Origin of the sequence: Vibrio splendidus 12E03 (assembly GCF_000272105.2) — a bacterium.
GTDB lineage: Bacteria > Pseudomonadota > Gammaproteobacteria > Enterobacterales > Vibrionaceae > Vibrio > Vibrio splendidus_I.
In genome coordinates this window covers 25,229-44,949 of the sequence record NZ_AJZD02000112.1, presented here as the reverse complement: position 1 = coordinate 44,949, position 19,721 = coordinate 25,229, and the positions used below count along the sequence as shown (strand labels likewise).

General features: G+C 45.5%; 15 protein-coding genes and 1 pseudogene. 10 read left to right on the top strand and 6 right to left on the bottom strand.

Annotated elements, in window-relative coordinates; all coding sequences use genetic code 11:
- Positions 1-47 precede the first annotated feature (47 nt).
- From nhaC to A142_RS09300, 3 genes are all read right to left on the bottom strand, one after another.
- Entirely contained in the window at positions 48-1,511 is a 1,464-nt protein-coding gene (gene nhaC, locus A142_RS09310) for a Na+/H+ antiporter NhaC (protein WP_019821383.1), read from the bottom strand.
- 145 nt (positions 1,512-1,656) lie between these two features.
- Positions 1,657-2,661, bottom strand: a complete 1,005-nt coding sequence (locus tag A142_RS09305) for a LacI family DNA-binding transcriptional regulator (protein ID WP_019821382.1) — start codon at positions 2,659-2,661, stop codon at positions 1,657-1,659.
- Positions 2,662-2,780: 119 nt separating this feature from the next.
- Positions 2,781-4,208, bottom strand: coding sequence for a PLP-dependent aminotransferase family protein (locus tag A142_RS09300; RefSeq protein WP_019821381.1), 1,428 nt, complete (start codon positions 4,206-4,208; stop codon positions 2,781-2,783).
- A 124-nt stretch (positions 4,209-4,332) separates the two neighbouring features.
- Here A142_RS09300 and A142_RS09295 point away from each other — a divergent pair, with 124 nt between their 5' ends.
- Positions 4,333-5,232, top strand: coding sequence for a DMT family transporter (locus A142_RS09295; RefSeq protein ID WP_019821380.1), 900 nt, complete (start codon positions 4,333-4,335; stop codon positions 5,230-5,232).
- Between the two features lie 104 nt (positions 5,233-5,336).
- Here the strand turns inward: A142_RS09295 and A142_RS09290 are convergent, their stop codons facing one another.
- Positions 5,337-5,762 carry a DUF3010 family protein gene (locus A142_RS09290; protein ID WP_017069797.1) on the bottom strand — a complete coding sequence of 142 codons (426 nt, stop codon included), beginning with the start codon at positions 5,760-5,762 and terminating at the stop codon, positions 5,337-5,339.
- Between the two features lie 259 nt (positions 5,763-6,021).
- Between A142_RS09290 and A142_RS09285 the strand changes: the two genes are divergently transcribed.
- Entirely contained in the window at positions 6,022-7,659 is a 1,638-nt protein-coding gene (locus A142_RS09285; protein WP_029405372.1) for a methyl-accepting chemotaxis protein, read from the top strand.
- A gap of 154 nt (positions 7,660-7,813) precedes the next feature.
- Here the strand turns inward: A142_RS09285 and A142_RS09280 are convergent.
- A pseudogene (locus tag A142_RS09280) lies at positions 7,814-8,162 on the bottom strand (DUF3316 domain-containing protein).
- A 209-nt stretch (positions 8,163-8,371) separates the two neighbouring features.
- On the opposite strand from A142_RS09280, the gene A142_RS09275 reads away from it, so the two are divergent.
- Positions 8,372-9,241, top strand: a complete 870-nt coding sequence (locus tag A142_RS09275) for a LysR family transcriptional regulator (RefSeq protein ID WP_019821377.1) — start codon at positions 8,372-8,374, stop codon at positions 9,239-9,241.
- A gap of 114 nt (positions 9,242-9,355) precedes the next feature.
- Here A142_RS09275 and A142_RS09270 read toward each other — a convergent pair whose 3' ends face one another.
- Complete coding sequence (locus tag A142_RS09270) at positions 9,356-11,017, bottom strand: methyl-accepting chemotaxis protein (protein ID WP_019821376.1); 1,662 nt, start codon at positions 11,015-11,017, stop codon at positions 9,356-9,358.
- Between the two features lie 275 nt (positions 11,018-11,292).
- Here A142_RS09270 and A142_RS09265 point away from each other — a divergent pair, with 275 nt between their 5' ends.
- The 7 genes from A142_RS09265 (at position 11,293) to A142_RS09235 (ending at position 19,576) form a co-directional block, all read left to right on the top strand.
- Entirely contained in the window at positions 11,293-11,805 is a 513-nt protein-coding gene (locus A142_RS09265) for an RNA methyltransferase (RefSeq protein WP_019821375.1), read from the top strand.
- Between the two features lie 87 nt (positions 11,806-11,892).
- Positions 11,893-12,729: an SGNH/GDSL hydrolase family protein gene (locus A142_RS09260; RefSeq protein ID WP_019821374.1), complete on the top strand. Its 837-nt coding sequence runs from the start codon at positions 11,893-11,895 to the stop codon at positions 12,727-12,729.
- 108 nt (positions 12,730-12,837) lie between these two features.
- On the top strand, positions 12,838-13,728 hold the full coding sequence (locus A142_RS09255) for a LysR family transcriptional regulator (protein ID WP_019821373.1): 891 nt from the start codon (positions 12,838-12,840) through the stop codon (positions 13,726-13,728).
- 91 nt (positions 13,729-13,819) lie between these two features.
- Positions 13,820-14,827 carry an N-acetyltransferase DgcN gene (dgcN, locus tag A142_RS09250; RefSeq protein WP_019821371.1) on the top strand — a complete coding sequence of 336 codons (1,008 nt, stop codon included), beginning with the start codon at positions 13,820-13,822 and terminating at the stop codon, positions 14,825-14,827.
- 57 nt (positions 14,828-14,884) lie between these two features.
- The gene (gene dgcA / locus A142_RS09245) at positions 14,885-15,871 is read left to right on the top strand and encodes an N-acetyl-D-Glu racemase DgcA (protein WP_019821369.1); all 987 of its coding nucleotides are present in this window, start codon (positions 14,885-14,887) and stop codon (positions 15,869-15,871) included.
- Between the two features lie 382 nt (positions 15,872-16,253).
- Positions 16,254-18,227 (top strand): ATP-binding protein, encoded by a 1,974-nt coding sequence (locus tag A142_RS09240; RefSeq protein WP_019821368.1) that lies wholly within the window; start codon positions 16,254-16,256, stop codon positions 18,225-18,227.
- On the top strand, positions 18,224-19,576 hold the full coding sequence (locus A142_RS09235) for a sigma-54-dependent transcriptional regulator (protein ID WP_019821366.1): 1,353 nt from the start codon (positions 18,224-18,226) through the stop codon (positions 19,574-19,576). Before A142_RS09240 ends, A142_RS09235 begins: the two co-directional genes overlap by 4 nt.
- The last annotated feature ends 145 nt before the right edge of the window (positions 19,577-19,721 follow it).

The window sequence follows — 19,721 nt, the reverse complement described above, 5'->3', positions numbered from 1 at the left end:
TTTCGGCGGTTAATCGTATTGTCGAAAGAATTCATAGGATGTGAGCCTTACTTAATGCTGTGAGCTAGAGAAGTTTCTGCGGAGTCTTCTGACTGTTCTGGTTTTGCAGGGGCGATACCAAACCCAGTGAAGCCATAAATCAGAGCAAAAACGACACCGGTGTAACATTGGATTGCCCAAGGTAGGTAATCTAGCGTCGCTACACCTAGTGTGCTTGCCATGTAAATACCCGCAGCAGTCCAAGGAACCAGTGGCTCAATAATCGTGCCCGCGTCTTCGATGGTTCTTGATAGGTTTTTAGTATCTAGCCCCATTTTACGGTAAGCGTTTTGGAACAATTCACCTGGAATAAGAAGAGCTAGTTTGCCATCTGATGTCGTGAAAACTACGGTAATAGTCGCGATCACTGTTGATGCGATAAGCTGCCCTGTTGAGTGGATAAGATGCAGGAAACGACCCAGTACCACATTTAACGCGCCCGTCAGGCTTAAAATACCAGCGAAAGAGAAGGCACAGAACACCAGTAGAATGGTGCTCATCATTGAGGACAGGCCACCACGGTTAAGCAGTTTTGATACGTCTGGGATTAGCCCATCAGTCACTGTTCCTTTTGCTTCAAACAATGAAACATTGAAGCCGTCGACATAAGCTTGGAAGCCTTGTTGTAGAGAGAACCCTTGTAGAACCATTCCCAGTACAATCGCTAGTGCTGAAGCTCCTAACATTAGTGGTAGAACGGGTTTCTTAGTTAATGCACCCCATAGGATCATAACTGGTGGGATGATAAGGAAGATACTGAAGTTATAAAGGCTATCTAGCCCCGCAAGGATTTGCGTTACTTTCTCTGGCTGACCAATGTTTGCCACATCAGCGCTTTGTCCTGCAAAGAAGAAGACAACAGAAGCAATCACAAACCCCGGTAGTGTTGTGTAAAGCATGTGCTGAATGTGTTCGTACAGTGTGGTGCCTGAAACGACAGGTGCAAAGTTTGTGGAATCAGAAAGAGGCGAGATCTTGTCGCCAAAGTAAGCACCAGATACAACAGCACCCGCTGCGGCAGCAAGTGACACGTCTAAACCTGCCGCAACCCCCATCAATGCAACACCAACCGTACCTGCAGAACCCCATGAAGTACCAGTACATACCGAGACGATAGAAGTTACGAAGAATGCAGCGATCAGGATGTATTCAGCACTGATGACTTTAAGCCCCCAGTAAACCATGTATGGGATGGTGCCGCTGATCATCCAACTGGCAATGAGGCCGCCTACGGAAACTAAAATCAAAATGACGGGCATGGCTTTAGCAAGTTTCTCAACAATGGCGTTGATGATGTCATCCCAGTTATAGCCCATTTTCCAAGCAATGCATGCAGTGAAAGTTGCAGAAATCAGTAGTAGCACTTCAATGCGAAGTCCTAAAACACCGTATCCAATAGCAAGCAACGCAAACATAACGGCTATAGGTGCTAGTGCTAATCCGAACGATGGTAGAGGCTTTGAGTTATTCATATTTGTTGTCCTCAGGTGAATGTAGGGTTTGTTCGGAGTGGATAATAAGTGGGCTCTAGCATTGAAAGTGAGACTTCAATACTGTTTTCATGTAAGCGGTTACATGAGGTTCGTACATGAGATTTCGGTCACGTTTTGTCTAATTTTAGCGCTTGATTGGCTTAACGGTCTGCCTTTCAACCAAGGTTGTTTCGAATTTATGTTGTGTTGGCGGTACGTACCCCGCTGACTTTAACTTAATTGCGAGGTTGGCTGCGTAGGTCGACATTTCATCAATAGGATTGTGCATTGTGGTTAATCGAGGATAAAGGTAGCGAGCGAGTAAGACGTCATCAAAGCCGATCACCGAAATATCGTTGGGTACAGAGATACCTTGGTCTTGCAGGCTGGTCATTAAGCCTGCGGCCATCACATCATTAAAGGTGACAGCTGCGGTAACCTCAGGACATTGACTCGCCAAGATGTCGCCAGCCGCTTCACCGCCTGACTCACTAAAGTTTTGGCTGATGATCCAGTTGGGTTGTATTTCGATATTGGCCGCTTTCATGGCCTCTCGGTAGCCTTCCAATCGATCGGTTCTGTCTTGAATGGGCAGGTCGCTGGACACATAAGCTATTTTTCTGTGCCCAAGCTTGATCAGGTGTTGTACTGATACTTGAGTGCCTAGTCTATTGTCTACCCATACTGAGCGGTTCGATACTTGGGCGATGGTGCGGTTGAGCAGTACCATCGCGGGTAACTGAGCGGTGTAGCGTAATAGCGTCGCGTCATCGAGCATTTTTGAGTGAACCACCATCGCCTCGCAGCCTTGGCTGATAAGAAAGTCGAGACCTTCTTTCTCGCGCTGAGCATTGTGGCCGCCGCTAACTACAACCAGTTGATAGCCGTTGGTTCGGGCAACTTCTTCAACACTTTTTGCAACCAGTGCAAAGAAAGGGTCAGCTAAATTGCCGGTTAATAAACCTAAGGTGTTGCTACTTCTATTCGCCAGAGCGGTTGCTCGTGCATCACGATGGTAATTAAGTTCTTTGATTGCTCGTTCTACACGTTCTAACGTGATTGGTTCGACATAGCAGGTACGGTTCATTACTCGTGAAACGGTTGCTGTTGAAACTCCGGCAAGTGCCGCTACATCTTTGATAGTTGCCACGTCGGACTCCGCTAGGCATAGAAAGGCTGAGAGTGTAGCGAATCTTTGCTGTTAAAAATGTTAATAAGGTCAAACCTTATTCATGATTATCACGGTATCTAGGGCAGGCCTGACACTCTCTAGTGTGTATGCTTAGCGATTATCTTCGCTAGTGTCACTACCCCTTCTTTCCACTCTTTGCTCTCTTCAATATTGGCGACAGTGAAGCGAAGGCAATGTTTATATTGGTCGTTGGTGCCAAACACTGTACCGGGTAAGATCCCCAACTTATGCTTCAAACAATCTTGATAGACCGCGTAGCTATCGACCGATTCAGGCAGTGTTATCCAGTTTAAAAAAGAGCCTTCCGGTTTTGATAGGTGGTATTGCCCGACGAGGTGAGGATAGCTATCTAGTGCTTGTATTAACAGGCTTTGAAATTGCTTTTGATTGGTTTGGTAGAGCCGTTTCATTTTGGATAAGTGACTGCGGTATTTGCCGGTTGTGAGAAATTGCCCCACCGCGGATTGCATCAGATTTGAGCTGCCCATGTTGTCGCATAAAAGGTACTTTTCGACTAAAGGTTGGTAGCGACCTGATAGTAACCAACCGATTCGCAAGCGTGAGTCTAAGGTTTTAGACAATGAATTGACGTAGATGACTCTATCTTGGTCATCAAGCTCTTTGAGGCTAGCGATTGGTGTATCGAATGCCAAGCTACCGAACACATCGTCTTCGATAATTGGTAAAGAGCCGGTGATCTCCAGTAACGCTTTTCGATTCGCCAATGGCATTCTTGAGCCGGTTGGATTGGTAAAGTTTGGCGTTAGCAGTAAGGTTCTCACTTCCCATTTGTCCAACGCACTCTGTAGTGATGGGATATCAATACCGTGACTAACGCTGCTTGGGATTTCAAGGGCTTGTAACCCCAGAGATTCGAGCAAAAGTAGATTGCCGAAGTAACACGGTGACTCTACCGCCACGATGTCACCCGGTTTGGTTAATGCTCGTAACGCTAAGCTGATCGCTTGTTGAGCACCATGGGTAATCGCAATTTCTTTCGATCCCGCGGGTACACCTAGATCATGGGTGATCTTTAACAATTGCTTTACTAATTGCTCGTCGCCGGGAGGCAATTGGTAATAACCAGGAAGCTGCGTTTGCAAACGACTGTGGCGACCGATCTCGGCGTACAAGCTACGAATGGCAGGGTTATTAATGTTCGGGTGTGCAGAACCTTCCAGCAGCTTCAAGCGACTTTTCGGACGAGAGAGTACCGATTTGGTGACAGATAAGAGGTCCACTTTTTGAGGTTGGCTTGATGTATCCCTGCTGGTGGTGTTCGGTGACTTTACGCGATAGCCAGATTTAGGTACTGAGTAAACCCAACCCGTTGCTTCGAGTTCTTGATAGGCGCGAATCACGGTGTTCTTGCTCACGCCAAGCTGTTCGCTTAGTTGACGGATTGAGGGAAGGCGATCGTCTTGATGAAAAAGCCCTTTATCAATTTGAGCCTTAATATGTTGTTCGGTAGCAAGGTATTTATTGCTGCTGAGTTCTGCTTCCAAGTGTTTCTCCCACGTTGCTCACTCTCAATCTGTAACCACTAAAACTGTTATATCTGTATCTTTATTAGTTATCTGTACCCAACTAAGGTAACAGCATTGACGAAGAGTTGACCAGAGGTTTGTAATGCTGATTAAAATGATTCCGTTTGTGTTTGTAATATTGTGGTCGTCAGGTTTTGTCGGCGCACGTCTTGGTGTGGAATACGCGGAACCCGCAACATTACTTTCATTGAGGATGGTGGCCAACGTGGCGCTGTTCTTGGTTTTGATTGCAATCCTTAAGCGTCGTATTCCTCGTGGTCGAGCATTCTTCCACGCAAGTTTGGTCGGTATCTTGATTCATGGTTTCTACCTTGGTGGCACCTATCTGGCGATTGATATGGGTATGCCTGCCGGGTTGAGTTCTCTACTTGTTGGCTTACAACCGATTCTGACTGCTTTGATTATGATCAGCTGTACTTCACAGCGTTTTAATTTCGCGCAGTGGCTGGGCTTAGCGCTTGGTTTTGCGGGTATCAGTTTGGTGTTGATGGGCAATATTGAATGGCAGTCAGATGACCAAAAAGGCTTGGCAACGTTATTGTGTTTGGTTTCTTTGGTGGGTATTACCTGCGGCACTCTGTATCAGAAGCGCTTTTGTCAGGGGACAGATATGGTCGGCGGTGCGATGGTGCAATACTTGGCTTCGGCGGTGCTGTTTCTTCCGTTCGCAATGCGCTACGAAACCATGCAGGTAAACTGGACTGTAGAATTCACGTTGACTCTAATCTGGCTGGTGGTTGTTCTGTCTTGCGTTGCCATCCTCTTGCTGCTTTACATGGTAGAACACGGTGCATCTTCTAGTGTGGCCTCAGTGTTTTACTTAGTTCCACCTACGACAGCAATTCAAGCTTGGCTTATTTTCGGTGAGTCGTTCGACATTTATGGCGCGATGGGCTTCGCCTTGTCTGCCGCTGCGGTTTATTTGGTGGTGAGAAAGCCAGAATGGATTAAGGCTCGCAGACGAACAGTGTTAGAGCGGTAGTTTGTATACCAAAACTCATTCTACTTAAAGCTGATGACTAGAAACAAAAAAGAGCCTGAATATTCAGGCTCTTTCTGTATCAAATATTGGCTAGCGACTTTTGATTAGCGCTTCATCAAGCAAGCGTATGCCGTTGTAAACGGTGCTTCTTGGTATTGCTTAAGGCCAGTTTCTTTGAACTTCATCATTAGAGGATTACGCTTAAGGCTCTCTTTGATGTCTGCAGGTGATACAACGGTTACGTCTAGGCCGTCGATCAGTTGAATTGCTGCTTCTAGTTTGAAACCAAAGCCACCGCCAGCAAATTTGCCTTTAGTTTGGCGTTGACGAATCACAACTTTGTCTACTTGGTAATCTTCCATTAACTTTGCAAAAGAGAATTGAAAGTCTTTCATATTCTGTGTGTCGTTTGCGTCGCTAATTGAAACTTTAGAAACTCGGCAATCAGGAATGTTAAATACACCATCTGATAGAGAAAGAAGACAGATGACTGCATCGTTACCTTTGATTTCAACACCACAAATTTTCATGTTCTTACCTACTTATTTTAGAGCCCTACATTATGGTGCTATTTCTCACACTTCTCCAGTATTTGCGCGTATCAGCGGCAAATAAGTCTAAATAAGAGAGTATTTTAGTCACCGAAAGTTAACCTTTGATTGAAAAAACATCACACGAATTTACGGTATCGTTTGCTATGAGATGAAGCTCACAAAAGCTTAGCGGGATTTCATATGTGTGCTGTATATTGCGCGCGCATCCCTATTTGAAGTGTGGTTATTAATCCCAATGAATATCAATAATCTTTCGATTAAGAGTAAAATCGCGATCCCGCTGTTGGTGATTGTGATTGTTTTTTCTACCGTTACTGTGCTCAACGTTATCAGATCAAATGCTCAAGCTGCGATTAATAATGAGCTCAATAATGTGGTTCAGCCAGTGCTAGATAACCTAGAAGATGGTTACCGAGATATTTACCAAATTATCGCTTCGGCACAAGGCCTGTTACTTGCTAAAGACCAAGCGGCAATTGAGTACCAAAAGTTTGAATTTAAAGACAACGCTTACAAAGCGGTTCCTCGTTTTGAAAGTGTCGAAACCTTGTATCAAGCGGGCGTGTTGGATCCATCTTCACGTGGCGAGTTAGCAAAGCTTGTTAACGCGATGAGTAAGTGGGTGGCACTGCACGAGCCAATGTTCGCTGATCCAGCAAACGCAGACCAATACAATATTGATTACTCACCAGCGCTTGACGCAGAGTTTGCGATCATTCGCACTCAACTGCGTGATATTCGAACTCTGATCGAACTGAAACAGAAAGAGCTTCGCCAGCAAGCCGGTGACTCTATTGAATCGAGTAAGTTGATCATTGAAGTAGGTATGGCCGTTGCTGTTTTCGCTGCACTTTTCGCTATGTGGTTATCAAATCGCTTTATCGTTCAGCCAATCCAGAACGTAGAGAAAGCGATGAATGAGATCGCATCGGGCGACGGTAACTTGTCTCAACGTATGAAGGTCGAAGGTAATGATGAGATTGCTCGTTTAAGTTCTGCTTTCAACCAGTTTGTTGGCAAGATCCATGTCACCGTGGAGCAAGTTATTCTCACATCGAACGCAGTACGTGGCGAGATGGAAAACATCAAATCACTCACGCAAAGTGTTGCTGAATTCTCGTCTAATCAACAGCGAGAAAGTGAAGTGGTCGCGGCTGCAGTTCATGAAATGCAAGCAACCAGTGAAGTGGTGAGTGGTAACGCATTAGATGCGGCAACCGCAAGTAACGTTGCAAACCATGAAGTGGAATCGGCTGATACTACGCTTGGCTTAACTGTTACTTCGATTGAACGCCTTGCGCAAGATATCGAGAACGCAGGTGGTGTGGTTCAAGAACTAGATACAGACGTGAAGAACATCGCCTCAATCCTTGGCGTGATCAAAGGTATTGCAGAACAAACTAACCTACTTGCTTTGAATGCGGCGATTGAAGCGGCACGAGCGGGTGAACAAGGTCGTGGCTTTGCGGTTGTGGCTGATGAAGTTCGTGCGCTTGCGAGCAAAACTCAAGACAGCACTGGCGAAATCCAATCAATGATAGAACGCTTAGAAGTGGGTGCTAAACACGCGGTTGGTGTGATGACTGAAAGCAAAGTGAGTGGCGAGAAAACCATAGTTCAGGCAGGAACGGCGGCGTCTTCATTGAGTGAGATTCGCAACTCAATCGGCAAGATGAACGACATGAACACGCAAATCGCTACAGCCGCTTCTCAGCAGTCCCAAGTGTCTGAAGAAGTGAATAAGAATGTTCAACGCATCGCAGAAAGCACCATGCAAATGGTTGAGATGGCGAGCAGCGCAGAAAATGCATGTATGGCATTGGCCGAACAGTGTGAAGCACTTGATAGCCTAGTGTCTCAGTTTGAAGTGTAATCTTCAAAATTAGACAGACGAATATGAGCTGATAATGGTTGCTCGTTTGAATTCCATTAATTAACGTTGAACGACAAGAAAGCCCGCATTCTATGAGTGCGGGCTTTCTTTTTGACTAGGTGATCCGTTTTTAGACCAAATCAATCATTCAGTGTTAGCTGTTACGTCCGTCTTTGTATATGTAACGGTAGTCAACTTTTACGTTCGCTTGGTAATGGATGTCGCCGTTCATGTTAGTGATTTTTTTTCACTTCCATATTCGCATCATCAATCTTGAACGAATCGTATTTGGTTGTCTGTTGGAACTGTGGCAGTTCTCTTGAAAGCTCAAAAGGTGTCTTTGCGCTTAACTCATCCATAAGGTTGGTGCCTGCATCGTATGCTTCGGCTTCACTAGCATATGTGTCAGATTTTAACGTTGTTTCTTGAGTTGTTGTTTTAGTTGCTGCAAACGCTGTGGTGCTGAGTACAAGAGTTGATGTAAGTATGATTAACTTCTTCAAAGGGATACCTTACTTTGTTGTACCAGTGTTTTCGAGATTCTCACCCTAGCAATAGGGGATGAGGTTAATGTTAGGACAAAAATATGGTTCTGTAAGGGAATAACTATAGGTGCCGAAGATTAATGCACAGCGCATATCAAGCAAGGTGACACTGATATCTAACTTCAATACACTGTATGGGTAACCAAAGTTCAGCATAAGGTAAAGGCATGGCCAATTGGGAAGGGGTAAGTGAGTTTGTTGCAGTTGCAGAGCGTGAAAGCTTTACTGGTGCGGCGCAGAAGCTCGCTACGTCGGTGGCTCAAATCAGTCGTAGAGTAGCAAACCTCGAAGAACGACTCGCAGTGAAACTGCTCAATCGAACGACTCGAAAGGTGTCTCTTACAGAGGCTGGGCAACTCTATTATCAGCAGTGTAAGTTGCTGGTCGAAGGTTTAGAAATTGCTGAGCTTGCGGTCACGCAGATGCAATCCACACCAAAAGGCTTACTGAAAGTCACTGCGCCTGTGACTTATGGTGAGCGCCAACTCGCCCCAATACTCCATCAATTCTTAAAGCTTCACCCACAAGTAGAGTTTGAGCTGATGCTGACCAATCAAAAGCTCGATCTAATCGATTCGGGTGTTGATGTGGCAATTCGTCTTGGCCGCTTGGAAGACTCAAGCCTTGTGGCAAAGAAGCTCTCTCAACGCCAACTCTATGTATGTGCGAGCCCTGAATATATTGAACGTTATGGTGAGCCGCATACGCTTTCTGAGTTAAGCCATCACCAATGCTTGGTTGGTGGATTTGAACATTGGCGTTTCAAAGAAAATGGACGCCCTCGCTCAGTTCGTGTTAATGGACGCATTAAGTGCAACAGTGGTTTAGCCTTGTTAGACGCCGCTAAGCAGAGCATTGGCTTGGTGCAGTTGCCTGAATACTATGTGAGTGAAGACCTTGATTCTGGTGAGTTGGTTGAGGTGCTGTCCGATTATCGAGATGACAAAGAAGGGATCTGGGCGCTTTATCCTCAGAACCGCAACTTATCTTCAAAGGTTCGTTTGCTGGTGGACTTCCTTTCTGAGCAATTGGATTAGTGTATGGCTTAAAGCCTCCACCGATAAAAACGGGCTTCAGAATAGAGATTCTGAAGCCCGACGTGTTTTAGGGTTAAGTCGCGTTTGGTTACAGCTTACTAAACCGAAAATGTATTAGACGGTGAAGCGATCTACCAAGTGATACAGCTCATTTGCACGACTGTTGAGGTTTTGGCTACCTGTACGGTTTTGATTCGCGAGTTCTGCCGATTGTGAGCTTTGGTCAGAAATCACCACGATGCGTTGAGATATCTCTTGTCCTACAATATTTTGCTGTTCAGTGGCTGTCGCAATAAGCGAGTTCATGTCCATGATGGTATCAATCGACGCTTGGATCTTCGCCAGTGCTTCGGCTGCGGCATTCGCTTCTTCCACGGTTTGCGCACTTCGGCTTTGACTTGAATCCATTGCTTTCACAGCAGCATCTGAGGCAGCTTTAAGTTGCTCTATCATCTTGTGAATGTCGCCAGTGCTCTCTTGAGTTCGGCTTGCTAGTTTACGAACCTCATCGGCAACCACAGCAAACCCACGCCCTTGTTCACCTGCACGCGCAGCTTCAATCGCGGCATTCAATGCGAGTAGGTTAGTTTGCTCTGCAATGTCTTGAATCACCGCTAATGAAGATGAGATATTCTGAACATCGCCTTCTAAACGTGACACTACGGTGTTGGCTTCTGATACTTCGCTAGCAAGGCCTGCAACCGAATCCGCAGCTGCGTTTACGATTTGCTGCGCTTCTTTTGCGTTACCTTCTGCAAGTTTCGCTGAATCGGCCGCTTGGCTTGCGTTGCTTGAGATCTCTTGCGCGGTTGTGGTCATCTCAGTCATCGCTGTTGCAACTTGTTCAGTTTCTTCACGTTGGCCTGTTGCGATCTCGTCGACCTGAGCTGCGCGAGAAGACATGCTAGATGTTTCGGCTACCACTTGCTGGCCTACATCGCTTACGCTGCGAATGATGGTTTGCAGGCTTGCTACAAAGGCATTGAAGTTCTCGCTGAGCTTAGTGAATTCGGGCGCTTTGAAGGTTTCCATTCGAGCGGTTAAATCGGCTTCACCACTTGCGAACGCGCTGATTGAACGGTCAAACTGTTCAAGTGGCTTCATAATGGTGCGGTTCACTGCGACTGCAAACACGGCAACCACAAGAGCGATTAAGCCACAGAAAATAGCGATGGCAGTGAGTGAGCTTTGCAGTGCAGCGTTCGAGCTCTCTTTCATTTCTGCGATGACCGCATCAATGTCGTCAGTATAAAAACCAGTGCCTAGCATCAAATCCCATTGTGGGATGAATATCGAGTAGCTGAGTTTAGGTAGGGCTTCAGATTGACCAAGTTTTGGAAAGTAGTAAGTGGTGAATTCACCAAGTTTTGAGTTCTTTATGAGGTCACGAATCAGGTAATTGCCTTTCTTATCTTGCAGATCGTAATAGTTTTTACCAATGCCATCGTTGTTTTGCCCGACAACGACTCGAACACCTTTCGAGTCATAACCAAAAATATAGCCAGACTCACCATATTCTAACGTTCTTAATGTTGGTAAGGCTTCTTCTAAAGTTGCACCTCTTTCCAAGAACGGGCTGATAGAAGATTGAGCCATTTGCAGATACGCTTTGAGTTCCTTTTCTTTCATCGCCATCATATTGCTACGCGTCGATTCTACTTGTTGTGCGGTTAGCTCGGTGCTCTTCATATACGTCACGCTCATCATCCCGATTGCCATCAATAGCAGTGGAATGAAAGAGAGAATATAAAGGCGGTTTTTGATGGTTAGGGTCATGTCACGCTTCCTGTGTGATTGTCTCATGCAATTTTCAACACATTATTAATGTGGTTTCAAAATGTAAATGGGCTTGTTGTTTAATTGTTACCCTAGAGTGTTTTTGTTTTATAAATATGATGGCGGTTAGATTTTTTTGGTGAGAAGCCTTGCAACTAGAGGCTTAAGCACGAAAAAGTGAGTTTGTATCGATGCTTTTGAATTCGACGCTGCTTTGTTAGAATGCGACGCTTTGTAGCACCCTGCTATGTCTATTCGTTAAGTGAGAAAGATTCATGAACAAAAGCCATGTGACTATTGGTTTAACTAACCCAAAGAGCCCGACAAACGTTGGTGCTGTTATGCGTGCGGCTGGTTGCTACCAAGTCGACGAAGTTAAATACACAGGGCAACGCTACGAAAAAGCCGCAAAATTTCACACCGATACCAAGAGCGCTGCGCGTACTATCCCACTAACGGGTGTCGAGTCGTTTTTGGATAACCTTGATTCAGAAACGGAAATTGTTTGTGTAGAACTCGCTGAAGGTGCAACACCACTGCCACGTTTTAAACACCCAGAGAACGCTATCTATATCTTTGGCCCTGAAGATGGTTCGATTTCTCAAGATGTTGCGGATAGAGCGGATCACGTTGTGTACGTTCCAACGGTAGGTTGCATGAATTTGGCGGCAACAGTGAATGTGCTGCTTTACGATCGCCTTGCAAAATCTGATGAAATGGATGAGAGCAACGAGCTGATTAAGAAAAGCCGTGATAACCGTAATCATCTGCTAATCAAAGAAAAGTAAATCTCTGCTTCTAGTGTTATCTATCCCGTACGCAATCGGATATTATCTTGAGTTCATTACTAGATAACTGAAGGGTTAGATAACACCATGGAAGACAAGCAATTACTTGCCGCGCTACAACAACACCCTGTCCTCGATCTCTATCAGTTATTCCAAGAAGTTGGTCAAAACCGCTCTCTGTATGCATTACTAGAGAGGTTATCTTCCCTTAAAGAACATCATCAACTGAATACTCGTCTTAGCCCTTTTAAGCCTCATATCGAAGGATTGCTGGCTCAATTTGATAGCGCCACGCCAGATAGCGAGATCCTCAAAGCGGTCGCTCTTCAGTCTGAGATTCAACAACGAGGCCACAGCATGAGCCGTTACATCATGACATCAGACAATCACCGTCATTTTTCTCCAAATGCAGACCTAGTGATGTTTGGTGATTCGATCACTGAGTGGGCTCCGTGGGCTGATATTTTCCGTGATGTCTCAATGGTCAACCGTGGCCTTGCGGGCGATACCACAACGGGTATGTTGCGCCGTATTGATACCACGTTGAACGTGAAGCCAAAGCTGGTGTGTTTTATGGCGGGAATTAACGATCTTGCACAAGGTTACAGCGTTGACCATATCTATCAGAACTATATTGAGATGCTTACAACATGGAGAGCTCAAGGTATTACTATTCTTGTTCAATCAACGCTGCACGTAGGCAATAAACTGCAAGGGTTGAATCCTCAAGTTTCAGAACTCAATAAAAGACTACAGGCTTATTGCGAACAACATGATATCGAGTTTTTGGATGTAAACCGTGTGCTAGCACCGAATCAATTACTATCCAATGAATACAGTTGTGATGACTTGCATTTGAATGCTAAGGCTTATCAAGTTTGGGCTGAGGTTCTACAACCTAAGATAGAAGCGTTATTAAAATAAACTCGCTCAGGTAACGGATTAGATAGCTGATTAGATAAGTGATTAAGTAGTTAAATAGTTAAATAGTTAAATAGTTAAATAGTTAAGTGAACCCAAAAGGACATTGATTTGAACCTAAGACAGTTGGAAGTCTTCTACGCCATTATGCAGACCGGTACCGTATCCGGAGCGGCGCGTAATCTGCATGTGTCACAACCCAATGTGACCCGTATTCTGGCGCACACCGAGCAACAGCTTGGCTTCGGTTTATTCGAGCGTGTTAAAGGGCGCTTAGTACCAACAGTTGAAGCGAAAACCTTGCTGCCAGAAGCGGAAAAGGTCTATCAGCAATTGGGGCAGTTCCGTTCTTTGACCAATAAAGTGAAGCAAGGGCATCAACACTTGCGCATTGGTGCGCCGCCGATACTGGCGACTAAATTGCTGACTCCGGTGATAGCCCAAATGTCTCGCGTACAAGAGCTCTCTTTTGAGTTACTGACTGCCAACCGCGATGAACTGTGTGCAGGGTTGTTAAAGCATGAGTTAGATATCGCTATCGCGTTTGGCGATGAAGCGCCGCCGGCTGTATTAAGTGAAACGCTCTTAACTGAATCACTCAAGGTTCTGGTTCCATCCAATACGGTTGATCATTTACCCTTAGAATTAACCCTCGATGATCTGATCAATTATCCGTTGCCAATCATCGGGCTCGATAGCCGCGATCCATTAGGCCTCCTGTTACATCAAAGCCTTATTGCGCGAGATGAGCATTATCACCATCCGATATCGGTACGTGGGTATAGCGCGGCGGCGGAATTGGTGAAGCACCAAGCAGGATTTGCGATTGTTGACCCGTGGACGGCAGAGCAGTATCAACATGACGACTCGGTTTGTGTGTTGCCACTTCAACCAGACATCCAATTCTCGGTATCGACGCTTTGTGCAGAGCACACCCCTCAGTCTATTTCCGTTAAGCAATTTATAGCTTCATTGAAGAGCCATACTCACCCTATAACTTAATGTTATAGGCTCGCCATAAATAGGTATTCGGCAGCTTCCAAGTTCTTAATTAAAGTAAACCCATACAAGGATTGATTAATTAGGAATACTCATGTCTATCGCTCAACCTTACCTTCTTTTTCTTGGGGATGTTACTGACCCACTCGCCGCAAAAACAGCTCGTGGCATTCACCAATGGCGCCCAGAAATCTGCCTCGGCCAACTGCGCTTAACAGGCGATACGGTTTCACTTGGCTTAACGGACATGACCTTGCAAGAGGCACAAGCGCAGGGTGCGAAGACGCTAGTGATTGGTACCGCAAATCCGGGTGGTGTTATTCCTCATTCTTGGCAGTCAACCATTATGGCCGCTGCAGAAATGGGATTTGAGATTGCATCTGGCATGCACCAACGATTGAGTGAATTTTCACCGCTTGCTGACATGCAGCAACAAGGATTGACTAAGCTTCATGATGTACGCCATTTTGATGGTGTTCTTAATGTTGGTAACGGAAAGCCTCGTCAAGGTAAGCGCCTGCTTACTGTCGGAACAGATTGCTCAGTAGGCAAAATGTTCTCGGCATTAGCGATTGAAAAATCGCTTAAACTTGCGGGGACATCTGCTCAGTTTAAAGCGACAGGGCAGACCGGTATTTTGATTGAAGGCAGCGGAATTTCGATTGATGCTGTGGTTGCGGATTTTATTTCCGGCGCGGTTGAAGCGATTAGCCCCGAATTTACCGACCATGATTGGGACATCATTGAAGGCCAAGGTTCGTTGTTCAATCCGTCTTTTGCAGGCGTGAGTTTGGGGTTATTGCATGGCGCGCAAGCCGACGCTTTGGTGTTGTGTCACGAAGTAGGGCGACCACATATTCGCAACCTTCCTCATGCGCAATTACCAAGCATAGAACAGACGATTGAAGCGAACTTGCAAGCCGCGCGATTGACGAATCCGGACGTGAAACTGGTCGGTATCTGTTTAAACACATCGGCGATTAGCATTGAAGAGGCTGAGACATTGTGCCAAGAATGGACAACACTTTATCAAGTACCAGTGACGGACCCGGTTCGTTTTGGTGTACAACACATTACTGATCATTTGCGACATTCACTTTAACGACTTCATCATTTCTACGTTTCCATTTGTTAAAGCGAACATCAACCGAGTGAAATTATGAAGATTACAGCTGAACCCATAACTATCGCGATGCAAACGCCTTTTCGCATCTCTCGTGGCAGTCGAACTGAGTGTCACGTTGTTCGTGTTTACATTGAACATGATGGCAAAAGAGCTCAGGGCGAATGCACGCCTTACCCACGATACGGCGAGTCATCGGAGTCTGTGTTAGCGCAAATCCAACAAGCGTCTAGCGCACTTGAAGCCATGTTTGAACGAGGCGTTACCGATCCGGCAGAGCTGAGAGATCACCTTCAGTCTTTATTGACCGGAGGGGCAGCGCGAAATGCGGTTGATTGTGCGCTTTGGGAGCTTGAAGCTCAGCAGAACGACCAGACCTTTCCTAATAGCTTGTTTGAGTTGCCTGCTCAAATCGTGACTGCAATGACCGTCTCGATTGGCACACCAGAAGCGATGGCGACTCAGGCTCGAGACTATGTCGCGAATGGTGCGAAACTTCTGAAAGTGAAGCTTGATGGTGAACAAGTAGTAGAGCGTGTGTGCGCGGTACGAGAAGCCGCGGCAGATGTTCAAATTGTATTGGATGCCAATGAAGCATGGACAGGACTGAATCTCGAAGAGTTGTTCAATCAACTGACAGAATTTGATATTGCGATGATCGAGCAGCCGTTACCCCAACAGCACGATGCCTCACTGGCGCACATCAAGCACCCGATACCATTGTGTGCTGATGAAAGTTGTCATACTACTTCACAGCTCTCATCGCTGTTGGGCAAGTATGAAATGGTCAACATCAAACTCGATAAAACGGGCGGTTTGACTGAAGCATTGATACTTGCAGAAGAAGCACAAAGGCTCGGTTTTACTCTGATGTCTGGTTGTATGCTTGGTACTTCTTTGGCGATGCGTGCAGCTCTGCCTATCGCCGTTCAATCTGAAATCGTCGACCTTGATGGCCCAGTCTTACTTGGCCAAGACGTTTCTCCTGCTCTGACTTATCGCGATGGGATGATTATTCTCTAAGTTCGTTGAGCCTCGGGTTAGTCGATGGACATGGCATAAATGAAATCGCACGAGTGAAAGCTTGTGCGATTTTTTAGAGCTCTAGTCCTTAACTTATTAAATAATCAAAGGTTTTTGCTGCTTGATTGAGCGTGCTATTCATATAATTTACGGGTTTATTGATAAAGTAATCACGTTTCTGTCGGTGCGGTCACTTTCTATCATCGCAAAACAGACAGCTCAAGTTTTATAAAACAATTGTTATGATATCTTATGTTAAATGTTAATGATTACTCTTCATTTAATAGTTTCACTAAAGCTATTCGATGCAAACCTAAGTAAGGCTCACACCCTAACTAATTGAATCATTGACAGTTCCTGTTGATTATTTGATGAGAAGAAGGTGGGGCGAGTGAGTAGTCATGTCTCCGAGGTTGTAGAAAATAAGGATAGTTTCGAGCGCCCGTTCTCGATCAAAATCCCACGTCGTAAGTGGTTTGGTTGGAAAGGTATTGAGCTGCGCTTGGTACTTGCGTTAGCCATGCTATCGATGACTACTATCTTCCTCTCGGTTGTCTCCAGCTTTACTTTCGATGATTTAAACCAACGTCTTGTTGAGCTAAAGGAGAGTGAAATCCCGGCCTTAGATAATGCTGCACGCCTTAATGATATGGTGCGAGTGATTATCACAACATCTTCTCAGCTCAGTGACGCTGAATCGAATTTAGAGCGCAAACAGGCGATGCTAAAAATCGAAGACGCTATTTCCGTGATGAATAGCGTTATGGTTCAGTTCCCGGACTATCACTCCTATTTTAAAGATCTTATCGCTCAAGTTAATAACAGCCTTAGCTTGTTGTATCAAAGTGAAATTGAGTCAGAACAGCTCAACCAAGAGCTTCGTAATTTGCTCGAAGGTTTTTACCCTCTATTGCAGCAAGCCAGTGACTCACTCGATAACTTGCCAGAGTCTGCCAAAGATCAAATCCAGTACACACAGCTCAAGTCTCTGCTTTATTACCAATTAGGCTTGGTCGAAAAGCTGTATAACGACTCCAGTTTTAATGAACTGGATTACACCAGTTTGCGATTAGAGCAGGTAGGGGAAGAGTGGTGGAAGCTCTGGGTCAGTGGTGATTTAAGAAGTGATTTTCCTCAATTAGATCATCAACTCACGGTGATTTATAACCTTGCCTCAAGCGATAGCAGCTTGTATGGAATGAAAAACAAAGCGCTCGATCATCTTTATCAAGAGCAATACTTCCTGCAAAACAGCCGCGAGCATTTGAACCAATTAACCGTGCAGATCGAAAGCAACACCAGCAAGGTGAATAGCAATATTGACCAATCGATTCAGCAGGCGCAGCAATCTTTGCAATCTAACCAGCGTCTTTCTCTCTTCCTTTCTCTATTTAGCGTGTTGGCTGCCGCTGCTATTTCATGGTTCTACGTGCGTAAGAGCATTTTGGAAAGACTTTTACAGCTTAAAGACAACATGTTTGCGATTTCTACCGGCCATTTAGATACCGAAGTGTCCATTCGTGGCAAAGACGAAGTGACGCAAATGGCCAAGTACCTAAAGGTATTCCAAACCACGGCCAAAATCGTTAAGCAAACCAACCGAAAATTAGAAGCCGAAGTGGAAGAGCGAACCCTAGCCGAAGCCAAGCTGCGAGTGACTCAAGATGAGTTAATCCAAGCCGGAAAACTGGCTGCATTGGGGCAACTCAGTGTTGGGATCACTCACGAGATCAATCAACCTCTGACGGCTGTGAATAGCCACGTTCGAAGTGCTCAGCTTTGGCTCGGTAAAAATAGACCAGACAGAGCACAAGAGAATCTTAAAAAGATCGAAGTCCTGCTAGAAAAGGTGGCTGCGATTACTCGTCACTTAAAAGCCTTCTCACGTAAGAGCGATGGCAAGATTGATAACGTGGAACTAGAGAAGGTGATTGGTGATGCGATTGATCTGTTTGAAACCAGACAAAGCTCAGTATCGATTCAGTATTCGCCCCAAAGCTACCAGATGGTTCGAGCCAACAGCATACGCTTGGAACAAGTGCTGGTGAACCTCATCAGCAATGCTCTGGATGCCATTGAGCATAAACAGCAGCCTCAACTTAGTATTGCTACGCAAGAGCTTTCGAACACCATACAGATTTTGGTTAAGGACAATGGACTGGGCATACCTGAAGAAGATATCCCGTATTTGTTTGACCCATTTTATTCGAGCAAAACAACAGGTAAGGGGCTCGGGCTCGGCTTGTCTATTGCATACAACATAATAAAAGACTTTGGCGGCTCGATTCACGTGGAATCGGTTGAACACCAAGGCACCACCTTTATCGTCACTCTACCAAAAGGCACAGGTTCATGATTTTAGAAAAACACATAGTTCTTATCGACGATGAAATAGATGTCGTCGAAGCCGTGAGCGAAATGTTAGAGCTAGAAGGGTTTAGTGTCACCACCTTTACTGATCCTAACCTTGGCCTAAAGTCGCTTAAAGCGAACAGTCAGTCGGTTGTGTTGTGTGACGTGCGCATGCCGAAAGTGGACGGTTTGACGTTGTTGAGCTCAATCCAACACCGTGCCCCGAATGTGCCCGTTTTATTGATGAGTGGTCATGGCGATATCCCAATGGCGATCGAAGCGATGAAGCTGGGCGCTTTCGACTTTCTGGAAAAACCGCTTAATTCGAGTGAGCTGGTGGAGAAGCTTGATTTGGCGATTGCCCAGTGTCAGCACAGTTGCCCGTCAACCTCGGATGGCGATGGGCAAGAGGATTTACCGATTGAATCTGTGGTTATTGGCCAATCAAAAGCGATGGATACGATGCGTAAGCAAGTGCTCGCTTTAGCGCATACCGGTGTCGATACTATCATCAACGGAGAAACGGGAACGGGCAAAGAGGTGATAGCTCAAGCTCTGCATCAATTCAGTCGTCGTAAGACTAAGCCATTTGTCGCGATTAACTGTGGTGGCATGACAGAGAGCATTATCGAAAGTGAGTTGTTTGGCCATGAAGCGGGTTCGTTTACTAGCGCGAACAAGAAGCGTATTGGCAAAATAGAACAAGCCAATGGCGGCACTCTGTTTCTCGATGAAATTGAGAGCATGCCGATTGCGGTACAAATAAAACTGCTGCGCGTGATTCAAGAGCGAATGATTGAGCGTGTTGGTGGTAATGAGTTGATACCTGTCGACATTGTCGTGGTCGCAGCCAGTAAAGCTGATCTTGTGAGCTTGAGTGAGTCTGGGGAATTCAGAGCCGATCTCTTCTATCGCTTGAACATTGCAAGCTTAAACCTTCCGGCACTGCGCCAACGAAAAGAAGACATTCAGGTGCTGTTTCGCCATTTTGTGATTCAAGCGAGCCACAAATATAAGACGCGCCCATCGACGATTTACCCCGAGCAGATACAGCAGCTATGTCGGCATGAATGGCCGGGTAACGTACGTGAACTACGTAATGTCGCTGATCGATTTGTGTTGGGTATCGTCGGTGATGGCTTCGATCTTCAATCGCCAATTTGTGAAGCGTCCGGAGAAGATTTCGCCTTTGAAAAGCAGATGGAGCAGTACGAACGAAATGTTCTGACTGAGGCGCTTATTGAAAGCGCAGGCAATATCAATGAGGTCTCTAGCAAGCTGAACCTGCCACGCAAAACGCTTTATCGAAAAATGAAGAAACATCAATTGGATAAAGAGAGTTTCAAGGCCTAGCTGGTTCAGTTGTTTGTTAAATGGAAAACCAAAACTAAAAGAAAAAGCACAAGACAACAATGACCCATTTAACTTTTAGTCGAATGGCTAACTGTTTCAAGTAATTGTAATAAAAGAGTTTTAACATTTGGCACAAAGCATGCAA